The 15,700-nt window shown below is 53.8% G+C and carries 14 protein-coding genes; 7 read left to right on the top strand and 7 right to left on the bottom strand.

Annotated features, from left to right (window positions below):
- Positions 1-34: 34 nt before the first annotated feature.
- The 5 genes from ACIGCM_RS15010 to ACIGCM_RS14990 all read left to right on the top strand — a co-directional run bounded on the left by ACIGCM_RS15010 (position 35) and on the right by ACIGCM_RS14990 (position 6,565).
- A complete protein-coding gene (locus ACIGCM_RS15010; protein ID WP_397502890.1) occupies positions 35-589 on the top strand; it encodes a hypothetical protein in 555 nt (184 codons plus the stop codon).
- A 1,341-nt stretch (positions 590-1,930) separates the two neighbouring features.
- The gene (locus ACIGCM_RS15005) at positions 1,931-2,629 is read left to right on the top strand and encodes a transposase (protein WP_397502889.1); all 699 of its coding nucleotides are present in this window, start codon (positions 1,931-1,933) and stop codon (positions 2,627-2,629) included.
- A gap of 451 nt (positions 2,630-3,080) precedes the next feature.
- Positions 3,081-4,505, top strand: coding sequence for a YfcC family protein (locus tag ACIGCM_RS15000; RefSeq protein ID WP_397502888.1), 1,425 nt, complete (start codon positions 3,081-3,083; stop codon positions 4,503-4,505).
- Between the two features lie 20 nt (positions 4,506-4,525).
- Positions 4,526-5,713, top strand: coding sequence for an acetylornithine deacetylase (gene argE, locus ACIGCM_RS14995; RefSeq protein WP_397502887.1), 1,188 nt, complete (start codon positions 4,526-4,528; stop codon positions 5,711-5,713).
- Between the two features lie 24 nt (positions 5,714-5,737).
- Positions 5,738-6,565 carry a phytanoyl-CoA dioxygenase family protein gene (locus tag ACIGCM_RS14990; RefSeq protein WP_397502886.1) on the top strand — a complete coding sequence of 276 codons (828 nt, stop codon included), beginning with the start codon at positions 5,738-5,740 and terminating at the stop codon, positions 6,563-6,565.
- A gap of 82 nt (positions 6,566-6,647) precedes the next feature.
- Here ACIGCM_RS14990 and ACIGCM_RS14985 read toward each other — a convergent pair whose 3' ends face one another.
- From ACIGCM_RS14985 to ACIGCM_RS14960, 6 genes are all read right to left on the bottom strand, one after another.
- Positions 6,648-6,950, bottom strand: coding sequence for a hypothetical protein (locus tag ACIGCM_RS14985; RefSeq protein WP_397502885.1), 303 nt, complete (start codon positions 6,948-6,950; stop codon positions 6,648-6,650).
- Between the two features lie 196 nt (positions 6,951-7,146).
- Positions 7,147-7,836 (bottom strand): DUF899 domain-containing protein, encoded by a 690-nt coding sequence (locus ACIGCM_RS14980; RefSeq protein WP_397502884.1) that lies wholly within the window; start codon positions 7,834-7,836, stop codon positions 7,147-7,149.
- 137 nt (positions 7,837-7,973) lie between these two features.
- Positions 7,974-9,752 carry a S8/S53 family peptidase gene (locus ACIGCM_RS14975; protein ID WP_397502883.1) on the bottom strand — a complete coding sequence of 593 codons (1,779 nt, stop codon included), beginning with the start codon at positions 9,750-9,752 and terminating at the stop codon, positions 7,974-7,976.
- Positions 9,753-9,936: 184 nt separating this feature from the next.
- Positions 9,937-10,221, bottom strand: coding sequence for a type II toxin-antitoxin system RelE/ParE family toxin (locus ACIGCM_RS14970; RefSeq protein WP_397502882.1), 285 nt, complete (start codon positions 10,219-10,221; stop codon positions 9,937-9,939).
- Positions 10,211-10,450, bottom strand: coding sequence for a CopG family ribbon-helix-helix protein (locus ACIGCM_RS14965; protein ID WP_397502881.1), 240 nt, complete (start codon positions 10,448-10,450; stop codon positions 10,211-10,213). Before ACIGCM_RS14965 ends, ACIGCM_RS14970 begins: the two co-directional genes overlap by 11 nt.
- A 130-nt stretch (positions 10,451-10,580) precedes the next feature.
- Positions 10,581-11,987: an adenosylmethionine--8-amino-7-oxononanoate transaminase gene (locus tag ACIGCM_RS14960; protein WP_397502880.1), complete on the bottom strand. Its 1,407-nt coding sequence runs from the start codon at positions 11,985-11,987 to the stop codon at positions 10,581-10,583.
- 291 nt (positions 11,988-12,278) lie between these two features.
- Here ACIGCM_RS14960 and ACIGCM_RS14955 point away from each other — a divergent pair, with 291 nt between their 5' ends.
- A complete protein-coding gene (locus tag ACIGCM_RS14955) occupies positions 12,279-12,827 on the top strand; it encodes a cytochrome b (protein ID WP_397502879.1) in 549 nt (182 codons plus the stop codon).
- 89 nt (positions 12,828-12,916) lie between these two features.
- A complete protein-coding gene (locus tag ACIGCM_RS14950; protein WP_397502878.1) occupies positions 12,917-13,495 on the top strand; it encodes a YceI family protein in 579 nt (192 codons plus the stop codon).
- Positions 13,496-13,637: 142 nt separating this feature from the next.
- On the opposite strand, the gene ACIGCM_RS14945 is transcribed toward ACIGCM_RS14950, so the two are convergent.
- Positions 13,638-15,533: a DEAD/DEAH box helicase gene (locus tag ACIGCM_RS14945; RefSeq protein ID WP_397502877.1), complete on the bottom strand. Its 1,896-nt coding sequence runs from the start codon at positions 15,531-15,533 to the stop codon at positions 13,638-13,640.
- Between the last annotated feature and the right edge of the window lie 167 nt (positions 15,534-15,700).

Raw genomic sequence — 15,700 nt, 5'->3', positions numbered from 1 at the left:
CAGTCACTAAAATTAGATTTTCAGGAGAGTAACGATGGCTGTGCTAAAGGTGAGTCCGGATGAGCTATCTTGCTTACTTAGTAAGTTATCCGGTGTTCTTGATTTTAATAAAGACCTGCCTTTAAACGTGTTTGTTGATGGTGATTTTTTATTTTGGTTCTTTGAGAGGCCGATTTTATCTTTTTTTGACGTTATTTGTGGATTGATCACAGTAAGTATTTCTAGCTTCAAGTCCGACGTGTTTATAAAATTCTCAGGAGGCGAGCTTTTGGTTGACTCCTGCTTTTCCGTCAATGGCAGTGATGTTGAAAACGACTTAATATGGATAGGTAAGAGATCTGAGGATTTTTTTGGTGGGGCGGTTGGTTATCCAATTATTTTGTTTAATAGGACACATGATTGGATTGCTTTTGAGAGTGCGCATGAGGAGTTTGGCGTAATTGCTGTGAGAGAGTCTGCTCTTCAGGAGGTATTTGTTGAGTATTTAGACTCAAACCTAATTTCTAGCGGTGAAATTACTGCGTTGGCGTCTGGCACCTCGGCCGAGAGTAAAATTGCAAGGGCTTTTATTTCATCATTCATTAGTTAATTGGTGCAAAAGCTACTGGTGGCGCTGCTGGAAAGGTAGATGATCTTGCCTCTACTGGGACACCTGTTCGTCCCACACCCCAAAAATCTGAGATTGATGTCGGCGCTGATCTTGGTACTGGAGCTCGCCCACAAGTCAGTTATAAAAATGGGCAAGAAGTCCCTTACGGCACCTCGCGTTATTAGGGGACAGACCATGTTTTTGGGATATTTCGATTAAACGTGGTCTGTCCCCTATTGTTCTTCTGTTGAGGCTGCAAGAAAAATGACTAATGCTTTGTCCGTTTCGGGTGCATGGTCAAAAATAGTTGAGAATAGTGAGATTTTTAGGGAGTGATCTTGACTTGTTAAGAGATAAGTACTTTTTAGTGATGGTGGCATTTATATTGCCCGTATTTATAGCTCTGAATGCGGAAAGGTTTTATGGCATGTGGAGTGATTTTTATACAGTGATTTTTTGTCAGGCTTGGTTTGGGCATGCATTTTATTCATTCCTTAGCGGTAGATATATTTACTTTTCTGGGGGGGGGAATGTCGGGGAGAATGAAAATATATGGCTTAGAAGATTTACTGGGTGGCTGGGTTTTATAATATATGTTTCTTTTTTCTTTTATAAAAGGTGAGGGCCGTGAAGGCCCGTCTGAGTATTCAGAAGGCGTTGTTAGGGAAAGTTTCAGTATTAGGGGACAGACCACGTTTTTGGGATATTTCGATTAAATGTGGTCTGTCCCCTATTGTTCAGTTGGGGGGAGTAATCAGGTGTTGTTTCCGAAAGATTTCAAAATTGATACTTCTTGGATAAAGCAATGAATGAGTGTAATTGGGAAGTTATAGAGGGATTTTCATCTCCTAGGGAGTATGAACGGTTTTCTGCCTGGATCACCGAACAGATTAAATCTGGGATAACAGAGCAGACTCCTGTTCAGGACAGCTATGCGGGGCCAGGATTTGAAGAAAAGTGGTTCAAGTGCATAGTGTCAAATGAAACGTGGAGATTGGTGTCCCCTCAAGCTCCTTTTCAAGGATATTGGGGGCCAGTTTGAGAGGCCGAGAAAAGGGGACACCCATTAGCCGACCCAGCGTCAAGACTCAAAGCAACCCTGCTCTGCTTTTAACAGCAAAGTTTTCCAACGCCAAACCTGGTTAGTTGACCGGTCGAACCCGTTTCCGCGAGTTATTAGGGGACACGAGTTACGAGTTATTAGGCGAGTTATTAGGGGACAGACCACGGTTTTCTAGATGAGATGGTAATAGTTCAGTCCTTGATTTACGTTTGGCTTTAGTATCGATTTACTCTAGCCACAAGCCGTTGCGAGTGGTGCGAATGGAAAAGGAGTTTCCAATGCCACGTCGAGCAAGATTATTGTTGCCTGGAATGGCGCTGCATCTTATTCAGCGGGGGAACAACCGTTCAGCTTGTTTCTATAGTGATGAAGATTGCCAATTCTATCTTGAGCATTTGGCTGATCAGGCGCAGAAGCATGGTTGTGCTGTTCATGCATGGTGCTTGATGACTAACCATGTGCACTTGCTCTTAACCCCAAGCACAGCCGAAAGCGTTGGGATGTTGATGAAGGGGCTTGGGCAGCGTTATGTACAGTATATTAATCGGACGTATCGTCGTAGTGGCACACTCTGGGAAGGTCGTTTCCGCTCGTGTCTGCTAAACGAGGAAAGCTATGTGCTTGCCTGCTATCGGTATATTGAGATGAACCCTGTCCGCGCGGGGATAGTTGAGCATCCTGCTGAGTATCGATGGTCGAGTTACCGAGCAAACGCGCAAGGTGAGTACTCCGCATTGCTCAGGCCGCATCCTTTGTTCCGTGCGTTGAGCAAGGATGATAAGCAGAGGGCTGCTGCTTACCGTGAGCTTTTCCGATATCAGTTGGACGCAGGTTTGGTCGATGAAATCCGCTCAGCAACGAATAGTAATTATGCACTAGGAAGCTCAAGATTTACTGCGGAAGTAGAGACCGCTTTGGGGCGCAGAGTGGTAGCAGGGAAGCCTGGGAGGCCAAAGCGGACTAACGATTTAGATTAAATCGTGGTCTGTCCCCTATTGGGCACCGTCTTGACCGCTAAATGTATATACATAAATACCTTTAAGCTCCTTCCCAATCGATAAACCCTGAATCCTTCCCGCAATCACAGCTTGACAGCTACCTGTCAGGCGCTAGTGTCAAATTTCATTGTATATACAAAAAGATATCCGCGTTGAAAACGACATGCGTTAATGCTGGGGCCGTACAACCTTTCTCGTTCAGGCCAAGCGCTTACGGCTCTCGGTTTCGATCAAGACACAGGTTTACAGTTTTGCTGTTGCCTCAGTGCAGACGTAGGAATGCTCTGTGTTAAGCGGTCTTGAGGATGAATTCGGCACAGCTGGTCTGCCAGTGTGCTTGAGACGGGTGCAATCGGTTTGGCTTGCCATTAACATAGCCTGCTAACGATTCACTGCCAGCCAGCAATGGCCAACCCCACTGGTGATAACAATGTCAAACACCACCATGGCAAGCGATATCAGCTTGAGATCACCCAGCCCAAAAGCTATTCCCCATGCTTTTGTCATTCTATTCGTCTTGGCCGTACTCGCCGCGTTGATTACCTGGGTTATCCCCAGTGGCAGTTATGAGCGGGTGGTCAATGAGGACGGTCGTTCGGTGATTGTTGCCGGGACCTATCACTTGGTCGAACATCAGGCCATTGGCCCTCTGGCCTTTTTCAATGCCTTCTTTGAGGGCATGAAAAGCGGCTCGTCGATTATTTTCTTCCTGGTGATTGTCGGTGGCACCTTTGGCGTTATGCGCCGTAGCCAGGCGTTGGAGGGGCTGGTCAATTTATTACTGTTGCGGCTGGCCGGGCGTGAAATCCTGATCATTCCGTTGATGATGACCTTCTTTGCATTGTGCTCTGCGACTTACGGCATGATTGAAGGGAGTATCGTCTACATCTTTATCCTGCTGCCGTTGGCCAGGCGTGCCGGTTACGATGCTGTGGTTGCTGCTGCGATCCCTCTTATTGGTACGGCCATTGGTTATACCGGCTCCTTTCTCAACCCGTTCAATGTTGGTGTAGCGCAATCGATCGCCGAGCTGCCGCTGTTCTCTGGCATGGGTTATCGCATGTTTTGCTGGCTGTTGTTTGTTGCCCTAAGCGCGGGTTATGTCATGTTCTATGCGCAGCGGGTTAAGCGCGACCCGAGCCGTAGTGTAATTGCCGACTTGGCCGTGCCCGAGCAGGACATAGCTCAGTCCGATCTGGCGAAGTTAGAACCTCGTCACCTGGGGATATTGGCCGCTTTCGGTGTGGCCTTGGCGGTGATTATTATCGGGGTCAGCAGTTGGGGGTGGTACCTCAAGGAAATGGCTGGGATATTCCTGATTCTGGGCATCGCCAGTGGCATCATCGCCCGCATGCCCGCTAATGACATTGCCCTGACCTTCTCGGATGGCTGCAAAGATATGGTCGATGGGGCTCTGGCCGTGGGCATGGCTTTCACGATTGTGGTTATCGTGCAGCAGAGCATGACCATCGATACCATCATTCATAGCCTCGTATCCGTGGTCGGCGACAGTTCTTCGAACCTGGCGGCGCTGGGCATGTATGCATCGCAAAGCCTGATGAATTTCGTGGTCACCTCTGGCAGTGGTCAGGCCGCGCTGACCATGCCCATCATGACGCCGTTGGCCGACCTTGCCGGAGTGGATCGTCAGGTCGCCGTGCTGGCCTTTCAATTTGGTGACGGTATCTCCAATGCGTTCACGCCGACCGCGGGCTGGTTGATTGCAGGTCTCACCATTGCCGGTGTGCCATGGGCGCGCTGGATGCGTTTTATGCTGCCGCTGATCCTGATGCTCTACAGCCTCGGCGTTGTATTGGTCGTGGTGGCCAACACCTTTATATGGACCGGAGCCTGAACGTGGCTGGAGAGCTGACAATGCAAGAACCCCTTTCGCGCGATGCATTGGAGTTGATCGAGCGCTTGGTCGCCTTCGATACCACCAGTTCACGCAGCAATCTGGAGATGATTAACTTCGTTGCACAGTGGCTGCAAGCGCATGATATTCCGGTCACCCTGATTCATGACGCTGATGGTAACAAGGCTAACTTGATCGCGGAGTTCGGCCCCAAGGATGCGCCCGCGCTTCTGGTTTCCGGGCATAGTGACGTGGTTCCGGCGGACCCTGCAGACTGGAGCGTTACGCAACCTTTTGTCCCTCGTCGCCATCAAGGCCGGCTGTACGGGCGCGGCAGCGCGGATATGAAAGGCTTCATCGGCATCGCCTTGAACAGCCTGATCAAGGCTAAGCACCGCTTCCAGCGCAATGCCGTGGTTCTGGCTCTGTCATTTGATGAAGAGCTTGGTTGCTTGGGGGCACCCTTGATGCTGCCGCACTTGCGTCTTCAGGCTCACCGCTTGCGAGGTGCCATTATTGGCGAACCCACCTCGATGCGTATCGGCAATGCACACAAGGGCCACGTGGCCATGCGCGCCACTGTTCATGGTGTTGGCGGGCACTCTGGTTATCCAGAGCGTGGTGTTAATGCGATTGACGTCGCAGCGGGGCTGATTCTGGAAATTCGTCGTCTGGCCGAGGAAAAGCGCCTGACTACGCCGCCCGATCATCGCTTCGACCCGCCTTGGTCGACCGTTCACACCGGCCTGATCCAAGGTGGCAGTGCCCTGAACAAAATTCCCGAGCGCTGCCAGCTGGACTTCGAGATGCGTACCCTGCCAGGTCAGGACAGCGAAGAGGTTCTGCGGCGTTTGTCGGCGGCTTATCCACAGGCCATGCCGACTGAAATACAGGCGCTGGCCGAACAGGCGCGGTTGGAGCTGGAGTGTGTCGGCCAATACCCCCAGCTCGATGAACAACGGCTGAGTTACATCAACTGGCTCGCGACGTTGGCCCAATGCGACAGCAACCCCGTGGCCTTGGGGTTCGGCTGTGAAGCTGGGCTTCTCGCCAGTCTGGGTATTCCGGCGCTTATCTGCGGCCCCGGCAGTATCCATCAGGCGCACCTGCCAGACGAATACATTGAATTTGACCAACTCGAACGCTGCGAACAGTTTTTCGGCCGTCTAATCGATGCGCTGGATGACGATTTGCCGATCTTCGACTGATTGCCCGACAAGGAGCTGCTTGCCATGCACACGACTGCTTCACTTGATGTACTTATCGACCAGGACACCATTGATGCTTTTCAGCGCGACGGCGCGATCTGTATTCGCGGCTTATTCGATCAGGCGCTAATCAGTGGGCTTGCCGCCGGTATCGAGCACAACCTGCGTAACCCCAGCCCCAGAGCCAAGGTCGCCAGCCAGCCAGACGATCCGGGTTGGTTCTTCGAAGATTTTTGCAATTGGCAGGAAAACCCCGCTTACCGCGACTTTATCTTCACCTCACCACTCGCCGAAGCGGGCCGCCGTCTGATGGGTAGCCAGCAGGTTCGGTTGTACCACGATCATTTGTTGGTCAAGGAGCCGGGCACCCGTCAGCGCACCCCGTGGCATCAGGACCAGCCTTACTACAACGTTGAGGGTCAGCAGAACATCAGCATGTGGATGCCGATTGATCCGGTCTCTCGGGAAGCGACTCTAGAGTTTATTGCCGGCTCTCATAAAGGCCCCTGGCTGATGCCGCGAACCTTTCTTGATAACCAGGCGAAATGGTTTCCAGAGGGTTCACTGGGCGAGTTACCGGATGTGGAGGCACAGCGCGATAACTTTCCGATACTAGGGTGGGAGCTTGAACCCGGCGATGCGGTGTTCTTCAATATGTTGACGCTGCACGCCTCAGGTGGCGTAAGCGGGCAGAACCGACGCCGGGCTTTCTCCGTACGCCTGCTTGGCGACGACATGACCCACGCTCCGCGCAACTGGACAACGTCACCCCCGTTCCCGGGGTTGGATAAGGAGTTGCCAGCTGGCGTACCGATGGATCATCCGTTGTTTCCATTGATGAACCTTGCCTGAGCATCTTGGATGCTTCAGGCAATATCGCCGATAGGCTGTAGCTAAAAGCTTGGGGCGCTCAGTCGGCGCTCCCTTGCTGTAGTCAGATCTGGTACGACTCGAAACCCCGTGGGAGGCGATCATACGGACGCACGCTATGGCACATGGCAGCCCATTCATGCTTCCAGTCGTAGGTTTCGCTTGGCGTAGATTTTTTCTTGGGTTGTTTCTTGGCCTGTTTCTTGGCTTTCTTCTGCAGTTTTGCAACGCCGGGGATGTCCTGCATCACATGGGAGCCCAGGCAGGTTTTACAGGTCACTTTTTTGGGTTTACTGGTGGAGTCCAAATTTTCGGCATCTCTGCCGCATGCGAGTTGGCCATCGGTCGTTTCGTAGTGCATTACCATATTGAAAACCTCACAAATTAGAGTTGTTTTTCTAAGGCTTGGAACTCGAAGCGCAATCCAGCAAATCTCTTTTGGCGGTGGTAACAATCGGTTTAACTAAAGCGTCGCTGGTGATTTATAGACCGCCCCTTCAACCGTGCGTTCAATGACAATTAGGGCGTAGGCAAGGGTTTACTAGTCGGCATGCGGCTGAGTTTTAAAGGTCGTACTCATCATGGCGACGGTTCCAGCCGTAGGGTTCGGTTTGTGGCCAGCCTTCTGGGGATTTTTCCCAGGTTTCTTGGCGGCCAAAGGGGGTTAAGTCCAGATAACTCCATAAAGAGCCTAGGTATTCAACACCACGAGCGCCTGTGTAGTAGGTTCGGTAAATAGTCTCACCCTCTCGGATAAACACACTCGCACCATGTCGTTCGCCATCCTGTGTGGTGGCCTCGAAATCGTAGTTGAACTCGCTTTCGTACGATGAATACCAAGGGATGGCATCCGTCCACCCCATGCGCGCTCTGTACATGTCGAGCTTTTCCAGCGGGGCGCGAGAGATCATGACCAATGACGTATCACGGGCATGCAGATGAGCCGGATGGGTCATGGCATCGGCCACCCACGAGCAGCCGCTACAACCCGCATTCCATTCGGGGGCAAACATGAAGTGGTAAACGATCAGTTGCCGACGTCCCTCGAACAGGTCAAGCAGTGAGGCGGTCCCCGCTGGCCCTTTGAAGGAGTAGGATTTTTCCACTTTTACCATCGGTAGCTTTCTGCGTTCGGCACTCAGCGCATCGCGTGCTCGCGTGAGTTCTTTTTCTTTTTTTAGCAGCTCGGCCAGTGCGGCTTGCCACTCGTCCAAGGAAACGCAGGGCGGTAGCGGTTGCTTCGTTGAAGACATGGTTAGGCCTCAGTTAGGTTCTGAGTCAGTGCTCGTTCAAACGGATGCCCAAGCGCTGGCTGATTGAGAACAGCGCGAAGACTTATAACGATAGCACTTGGATTTCTGGGCACTGGCTCAGGCCGATCGCCTGAGCGTTATCGCACCCGGTCCAAGCTTTGCACTGTCAGGTCCAAGGCCTTGTACATGTCCAGTCGAGCAGAGTGACCGACATCCGGGTTGTTGAGCTCATTGGCTCGCTCGGAGGGCAAAATGGGGGCGGTCAGATCGTCGCCTTCGGTGGGTTCAAAATCATATTCTTCACCGATGGTCATAGCGCTACGGCGCAGCAACATGCGAAGTTGATCCGGCTTCAAGTCAGGGTTGATCGACAGCATAGCGGCCAGCAAACCGGCGACCAGAGGCGTGGCGTAAGAGGTTCCGCAATGCACTTCAGCTTTCGCGTCAGCCTTGGCAGTTGAACCGTGCACGCAAGCAGCGGCGGTGATATCCACGCGCATGTCGATGTTGGACGCTTTGCGCTTGGTGGCGTACTGCGCATCCTTGACCGGTACGTCCTTATCGCTGCGCTCATGGCCGCCGACCACGAACAACTGATCCGTGACGAAGGATGAGGGTAGCCGATACTCGTCACGGCCGGAGAAAGACGAACCATTACCCGCCGAGTTGACCACCACCACACCTGGATGCTCTTCACGGAGCCAGAGGAAAAATTCTTCGAGTAACTCTTCGTAGCCGCTCATGGCAATACCTGAGCGCACCAGTGAATCAATGGGGTCGCCTTTTACGTCAACCGCCCCGACGCGGTGAATACCCCAGCTCCAGTTGAGCACGCGAACGCCGTCTTCTACCAGATTGACGGACGCTGCAACGTTGGCAGTGATACCCGCATCGGAATCACGCGCCACAATCACATCAAAGCCGGGGCCTACTTCATCCAGTCCGCGCAGAAAACCGCTGTTGCCACCCTTGTCCCATGCCGCCGCCAATATGCCGCTCACCGTGGTGCCATGGCCGCTCGGTTTATCGGCATCGCGCGCGTAGAGGCAAGTACGCTTGCGGTCGGTGCGGCAATCGCCACCGTTATAGTCGGCAAAATCAGGCGCATCAAAATCAACATCGCGCTCGATCACGCCGATACGCACAGGATGGGTCTCAAGCCCGCCGTCCTGACGCTGCAAACGCCGCTGATAAAAATTAACTGCATCAAGAAAGCGATTCGAGGCCCACTCCTGATTGTCAGCTGGTGGCACCTTTTGGGTATCGTGCTCGATGGCCTTCTCTGCGCCTGACTCTTCAATCACCACAGCATCGACACTGACCTCTCCGCCAAGACGCAGTACCGTTGCATCGCGTTCATCTAGGTTTTTTGCCGGCAGGCGCAGTTGATACGTGTTCAGCGGTGGAATCATCCCGACTACTTTTGCACCGTATTTATCAGCCAGGCGTTTGGCTTCCTCGGCACCCTTGAAGTCCTCTTCGATCACGACGCTGATCAGGTCAACATAGGAGGTCAGTCCATCCATGTTCTTGGCCACTTCATCCGCGTTGGCCGCCACTACATGACTGCTGCCCAGCGACAACCAGACGGGGTTGCTCTGTTTGCCCTGCTGTTCAATCACCAGCGGGCCGCTGTGCTTGTTGTCGGTATCAAGTTGCAGTTGCAGCGTGTCGCCTTTGCCGCTCAGTTGCTTGGCATTCAGGGGGTTCCCGTTGAGACGTACTTGCCGTTCACCGGACTGCAACCCCTTAACCCGCAGGCAGAATGTCTGCTTTCTGGTCTCCAGCAAATCACCGCAGCGCTGCAATTGTTGTATGCGAATGGGGGCTGGATCTGCCGCTGTCACGTTCAGCGGCAGTGCTGCAATCAGCAATGCAGGCAGTGGCCTGCAGAGGGTAAAAAAGCGGTTCCTCATTGATTACTCCAGCTTCGGCTGTCAGCTTGCGCCATCGGAGTTCCCGCGGCGCTTGATGATCTTCCGACCGCTAGATCGTGGAATGTTTCAATAGGAATACTTGGAGCAGTTCCGTTAACGATATGGAATAGCGCGCTCTGATTTCAATTGATTCATCGAGGATTTGCACTTGTACGGGGCGGAGTTACCAGTTACGGGGAGGTAATCGGCGGGTATGGAAGATGCGCAATACTTGAAGGCGGCCCCCGCGGATGCGGTAGGGGATCAGGTAGGGGTGATCGGGCATGGCCCATTCGCGTGTACCCGCTATGCGGCCTTCGCGGCCAAGGGCGGGGTGGCTTGCCAGGTGGTTGAGGTCGGTCAATACAGCTTGGACGAAGGTTATTGCGGCCTTGGGATTGCGTTCGGCAAGGTAGGTCGCTTCGTCGTCTAGGTTTTTTAGAGTGCGGCGCAGCCACTCAATGCGCATTAGCGCTCCACTTATTTAACGTGGTGCTGAGTTCTTCCTCGCTGGCGAAATCGCCGGCATCTGCTTCGGCAATGGCGTGCTGGATTTCATTGATCTGCCAAGCTTCGCGAGCTAAATACTCTCGCAGCGCATCAAGGGCAAGATAAGACTTGCTTCGGCCTGTAGCGCTCGCCAGATTGGCTAGAGAATCGGACAGTTCGTCGGGTAAACGCAGGGACATGACGGGCATGTTGCACCTCAAGGCGTAGTAGATTCACTGCAACATACTACAGCGCACTACAATTCAAGGCAAAACACTTATATAGGGCCGGTCGAGGCAGATTTGCTCATTCTGCCCAGTAGCCCTGCTGTCTCGGTTCTTAACCCGGATCACGGAAGCCAGGATAGTTGCTGTTGCCCTGAGCTACGCTGACTGAGGTGCGGGTGGCGATATCAATGCCTTCGCTCGCCACTTCAGCGAGAAAGTCGATCTGCTCTGGGGTGATCACATAAGGGGGCAGGAAGTACACCACACTGCCCAGTGGGCGTAGCAGGGCACCCCGTTCCAGTGAGTGCTGATATACCTTCAAGCCGCGGCGTTCTTGCCAGGGATAGGCCGTTTTACTGGCTTTGTCTGCAACCATCTCGATTGCCAGGGCCATACCGGTCTGGCGAACTTCAGCGACGTGCGGGTGATCCACCAAGTGAGCGGTGGCGTAATGCATGCGTTTGCTCAGTGCACGGTTGGCTTCGATGACATTGTCTTGCTCGAAGATATCCAGCGTGGCCAGCGCGGCGGCACAGGCCAGTGGGTTGCCGGTGTAGCTGTGTGAGTGCAAAAACGCACGCAAGGTTGAATAGTCGTCGTAAAAGGCTTGGTAAATCGTGTCGGTGGTCAAGCAGGCTGCCAGCGGCAAGTAGCCGCCGGTGAGGGCTTTTGACAGGCACAGAAAATCTGGACGAATCCCCGCTTGCTCGCAGGCAAACATAGTGCCGGTGCGGCCGAAGCCGACGGCAATTTCATCGAGAATCAAGTGGACGCCGTAGCGGTCGCACGCTTCGCGCAGTAGGGTCAGGTATACCGGGTGGTACATGCGCATACCGCCAGCGCCTTGGATCAGCGGCTCGACGATGACAGCTGAAACTTCATGGTGATGCTCGGCGAGGGTCTGCTCCATGTGGGTGAACATCAACCGTGAATGCTCCTCCCAACTGACGCCTTCAGGACGGTTGTAGCAGTCCGGGCTCGGCACTTTAAGGGTGTCGAGCAGCAGGGCTTTATAGGTGTCGGTGAACAGGGCGACATCGCCAACCGACATCGCGGCAACGGTTTCGCCGTGGTAGCTGTTGCTCAAGGTGACGAAGCGTTTCTTCTCAGGCTTGCCGATGTTGAGCCAGTAGTGAAAGCTCATCTTCAGCGCGATCTCGATGCACGATGAGCCATTGTCTGCGTAAAAAACCCGATCCAGGCCATGGGGCGTCAACTTAACCAAGCGCTCTGAAAGCTCAATCACAGGTTGGTGGCTGCAACCTGCGAGAATGACGTGCTCAAGTTGATCGACCTGATCCTTGATTCGTTGGTTGATTCGCGGATTGCAGTGGCCGAAGACATTGACCCACCATGAGCTGACCGCATCCAGATAGCGCTTGCCGTCGAAGTCTTCAAGCCAAACGCCTTCGCCACGTTTGATGGGGATGAGCGGCAGTTGCTCGTGGTCCTTCATTTGCGTGCAAGGGTGCCAAACTACGGCGAGGTCACGCTGCATCCACTGATCGTTCAAGCTCATGGGGCCTCCAAATCTTTAAGCACAGCCTATCAGATGCACTTGCTGGTCTTTTGGGTGATTCGCTATGTGGCTGCAAATCAACAGGTTTGTGGCGGTGTGAGACGACAGTGTTTCGCCATGAGGTCACGACTTTGTTCTGTTGCAGGAGCACGACTGTGGAGGTGCAGCTGTTCGGTTATCGGTTAGTTATCGTATTTCCCGATATTTCAAAGCGAAAATTTACGCTTTATATCGATAGTTTTGTTGCTAATCTTGCTTAACTCAACAGCCTTCGTTTTACGGAACATATTGATGCAATGGCGCAACTCTCCATCACGCTATGGCGTGGTTAGTATTTTGATGCACTGGCTGATGGCCGTTGTAGTGTTTGGTTTATTTGCACTTGGCTTCTGGATGGTCGGCCTCGATTACTACAGCAGTTGGTACACCGATGCGCCGGATATCCATAAGAGCATTGGCATTTTGTTGTTTATTGCCATGCTATTGCGTGTTTGCTGGCGTTGGCTCAACCCGCCACCGGGGCACTTGCAAAGCCACGGACGCATGACTCAGTTGGCGACCAAATGGGGCCACGGGTTTTTGTATATTGGGCTGTTTGTATTGATGATTTCCGGTTACCTGATTTCAACCGCTGATGGCCGGGGAATTGGTGTTTTTGGCTGGTTTGAAGTGCCTGCATCCCTGACCAGTATTCCTGATCAGGAAGATGTTGCGGGTTTAGTCCATGAGTACCTGGCTTGGGCAATTGTCATCTTTGCCGGTCTGCATGGTCTGGCAGCACTCAAGCACCATTTTATCGATCGTGACAGCACGCTCAAACGCATGCTCGGTCGTGAATAAGTTTAGTTGTTGAATCGCGCGGACGGCTCTGCGCATCCCTTTAAACATTGCAATATGACTTTGCAAGATCACCTCGAAAGGAAGATTCCATGTTGAAGAAAACCCTCGCGGCACTGGCCCTAGGTACAGCTTTGATCGGCGCAGGACAAGCTTCGGCTGCTGACTATGCTATCGACACAAAAGGCCAGCACGCCTTTGTCAATTTCAAGATCAACCACCTGGGTTACAGCTGGTTGTACGGTACTTTCAAAGAGTTCGACGGTACCTTCAGCTACGACGCTAAAACGCCTGAAGCCAGTAAGGTTAAAATTACCCTGAAGACTGAAAGCGTTGATACCAACCATGCTGAGCGCGATAAGCACATCCGCAGCGGTGACTTCCTCAATGTCAGCAAAAACCCAACGGCAACCTTCGAATCGACTTCGGTTAAGTCGACAGGTGAGGGGGCTGCTGATGTGATGGGTAACCTGACACTCAACGGCGTAACCAAGCCAGTGGTCGTTAAAGCCAAGTTTGTCGGTGAAGGCGATGATCCGTGGGGCGGCCACCGTGCGGGTTTTGAAGGCACCACCACAATCAAGATGAAAGACTTCAACATCGAAAAAGACCTCGGCCCTGCTTCGCAAGAAGTTGAGCTGATCATCTCGTTTGAAGGTGTTCGTCAGTAATCCCTGCTTGATCAAAAAACGCCGGCTATCCACTGCAGTGTGGGGTCGGCGTTTTTTATGGGCGTCTGGTCATTAATGGCTGACATACAGATGCAACAACGCCGGCACTGGGCCGGCGTTGTTGTGTACAGCAGTTGCTGAATTACTCGTCGCGATTACGCGTCAGCAATGCTGGTTTTTCACCGCGTGGACGGCTGCTTGGTAGCTGGTCAAGTTGCTCCGGCGTCGGGAAGCGGTCAAGACGCGAGCTTTTATGCATGATGACGGGTTGCTTGTCCGTCGTCGACTTAGCCGCTTTTTCGCTACGTGGCAGCTCATCACGATTTAGTGATGTGGTGCGCTCACGGTCGCGGGGTGGACGTGAACGGTTTGCGCCGGAACCATTACGGCCCTGTGCACCCTGGCCACCACCTTGACGTTTACCTTGACCGCCACTGCGAGGCTTTTGCGCGCCGTCACCCGTGCCGTTGCGTGGGCCGCGGCCCTGATTGCGTGGCGGGTTTGAGCCTGGCTGGGCGGGCGCTTGGGAAGGACGACGGCCACGGTTTTGCGGCTTGTTCTGGGTCGGGCTGACGTAGTCGGCACGGTTACCAAAGTTATCAATTTCGTCGTCGCGGAATTCGTCCGGGGCGCGATCAGGTGGCAGCACAGGGATAGCGGCTGCCTGAGCCGGACGATTACTGCGCTCGCCACGTGGCTTCGGCTTGCGGCCACCGCTATCACGGCCGCCTTCACGGCTGCCAGCGGGTTTGGCTGCGCGACCGGTGTCTTTGCCTTTGTCTTTACGGCCACCGCCATGGCGCTCACCGTCTGCTGTCGCTGGGCGCGGTGCACGCTGTTGGCGCGGTTGACGAGGTTCACGAACCTCTGGGCGCTCAGCTTCAACAGTGCTGGCATCGAAGCCCATGACGTCGCCATCAGCAATTTTCTGCTTGGTCATGCGTTCAATGCCGCGCAGCAGCTTCTCTTCGTCTGGGGCTACCAGTGAGATCGCTTCACCGCTACGACCGGCACGGCCAGTACGGCCGATGCGGTGCACGTAGTCTTCTTCAACGTTGGGCAGTTCAAAGTTGACCACGTGCGGCAGTTGATCGATATCCAGACCGCGTGCAGCAATGTCGGTGGCAACCAGGATGCGCACTTTGTTGGCTTTAAAATCAGCCAAGGCTTTTGTGCGAGCGTTCTGGCTCTTGTTGCCGTGAATCGCAACTGCTGGCAAGCCGCGCTTGTCGAGGTATTCAGCCAAGCGATTAGCACCATGCTTGGTGCGGGTGAAGACCAATACTTGTTCCCATGCGCCGGCGGTGACCAAGTGAGCCAGCAGGGCCCGCTTGTGGCTGGCTTGCAGGCGGAATACCCGTTGTTCGATACGCTCTACCGTGGTGTTCGGTGGCGTGACCTCGATGCGTTCCGGGTTGTGCAGCAATTTGCCAGCAAGGTCGGTGATGTCCTTGGAGAACGTCGCTGAGAACAGCAGATTCTGGCGCTTGGCCGGAAGGCGGGCGAGGACCTTTTTAACGTCATGGATAAAGCCCATGTCGAGCATGCGGTCAGCTTCGTCTAGCACTAAGATCTCGACGTGCGAGAGGTCAATGCTGCCTTGGCCAGCAAGGTCTAGCAAGCGTCCCGGGCAGGCGACGAGTACGTCAACGCCCTTGGAGAGTGCCTGAACCTGTGGGTTCATGCCAACGCCGCCAAAGATGCAGGCGCTGACGAATTTCAAATCTCGTGCGTACAGCTTGAAGCTGTCGTGCACCTGGGCGGCCAGCTCACGAGTTGGTGTCAGCACCAGAACGCGTGGTTGTTTTGGGCCGTGGCGCTGTTCGCGGTCCGGGTGACCGTTAGGGAACAAACGTTCAAGGATTGGTAGGGCGAAACCGCCTGTTTTACCTGTGCCAGTCTGTGCCGCTACCATCAGGTCGCGACCTTGCAACGCGGCGGGAATAGCCCGCTGTTGCACCGGAGTTGGCTGGGTGTAGCCGGCGGACTCGACCGCACGAACCAAAGCCTCGGAGAGACCGAGGGAAGCAAAGGACATGTGAAATCCTGTCTAGTGAGGGCGTTGCCCTATGGTGTATTGCCTGGCTTGAATCGCACGTGGGGCGCGCAATCCCGTCCGGTACTGCTGCCTCTGGGAGGGGCTAGCATCCGGGCGCAAGCCTGGCGGGAAGTCCCGAGTATAACAGAGCTTGGCCGTTGCGCAGT

The organism is Pseudomonas sp. NPDC078700 (genome assembly GCF_044542375.1).
GTDB lineage: Bacteria > Pseudomonadota > Gammaproteobacteria > Pseudomonadales > Pseudomonadaceae > Aquipseudomonas.
The sequence above is the reverse complement of the archived record's forward strand: the minus strand, read 5'-3'. Positions and strand labels throughout refer to the sequence as shown.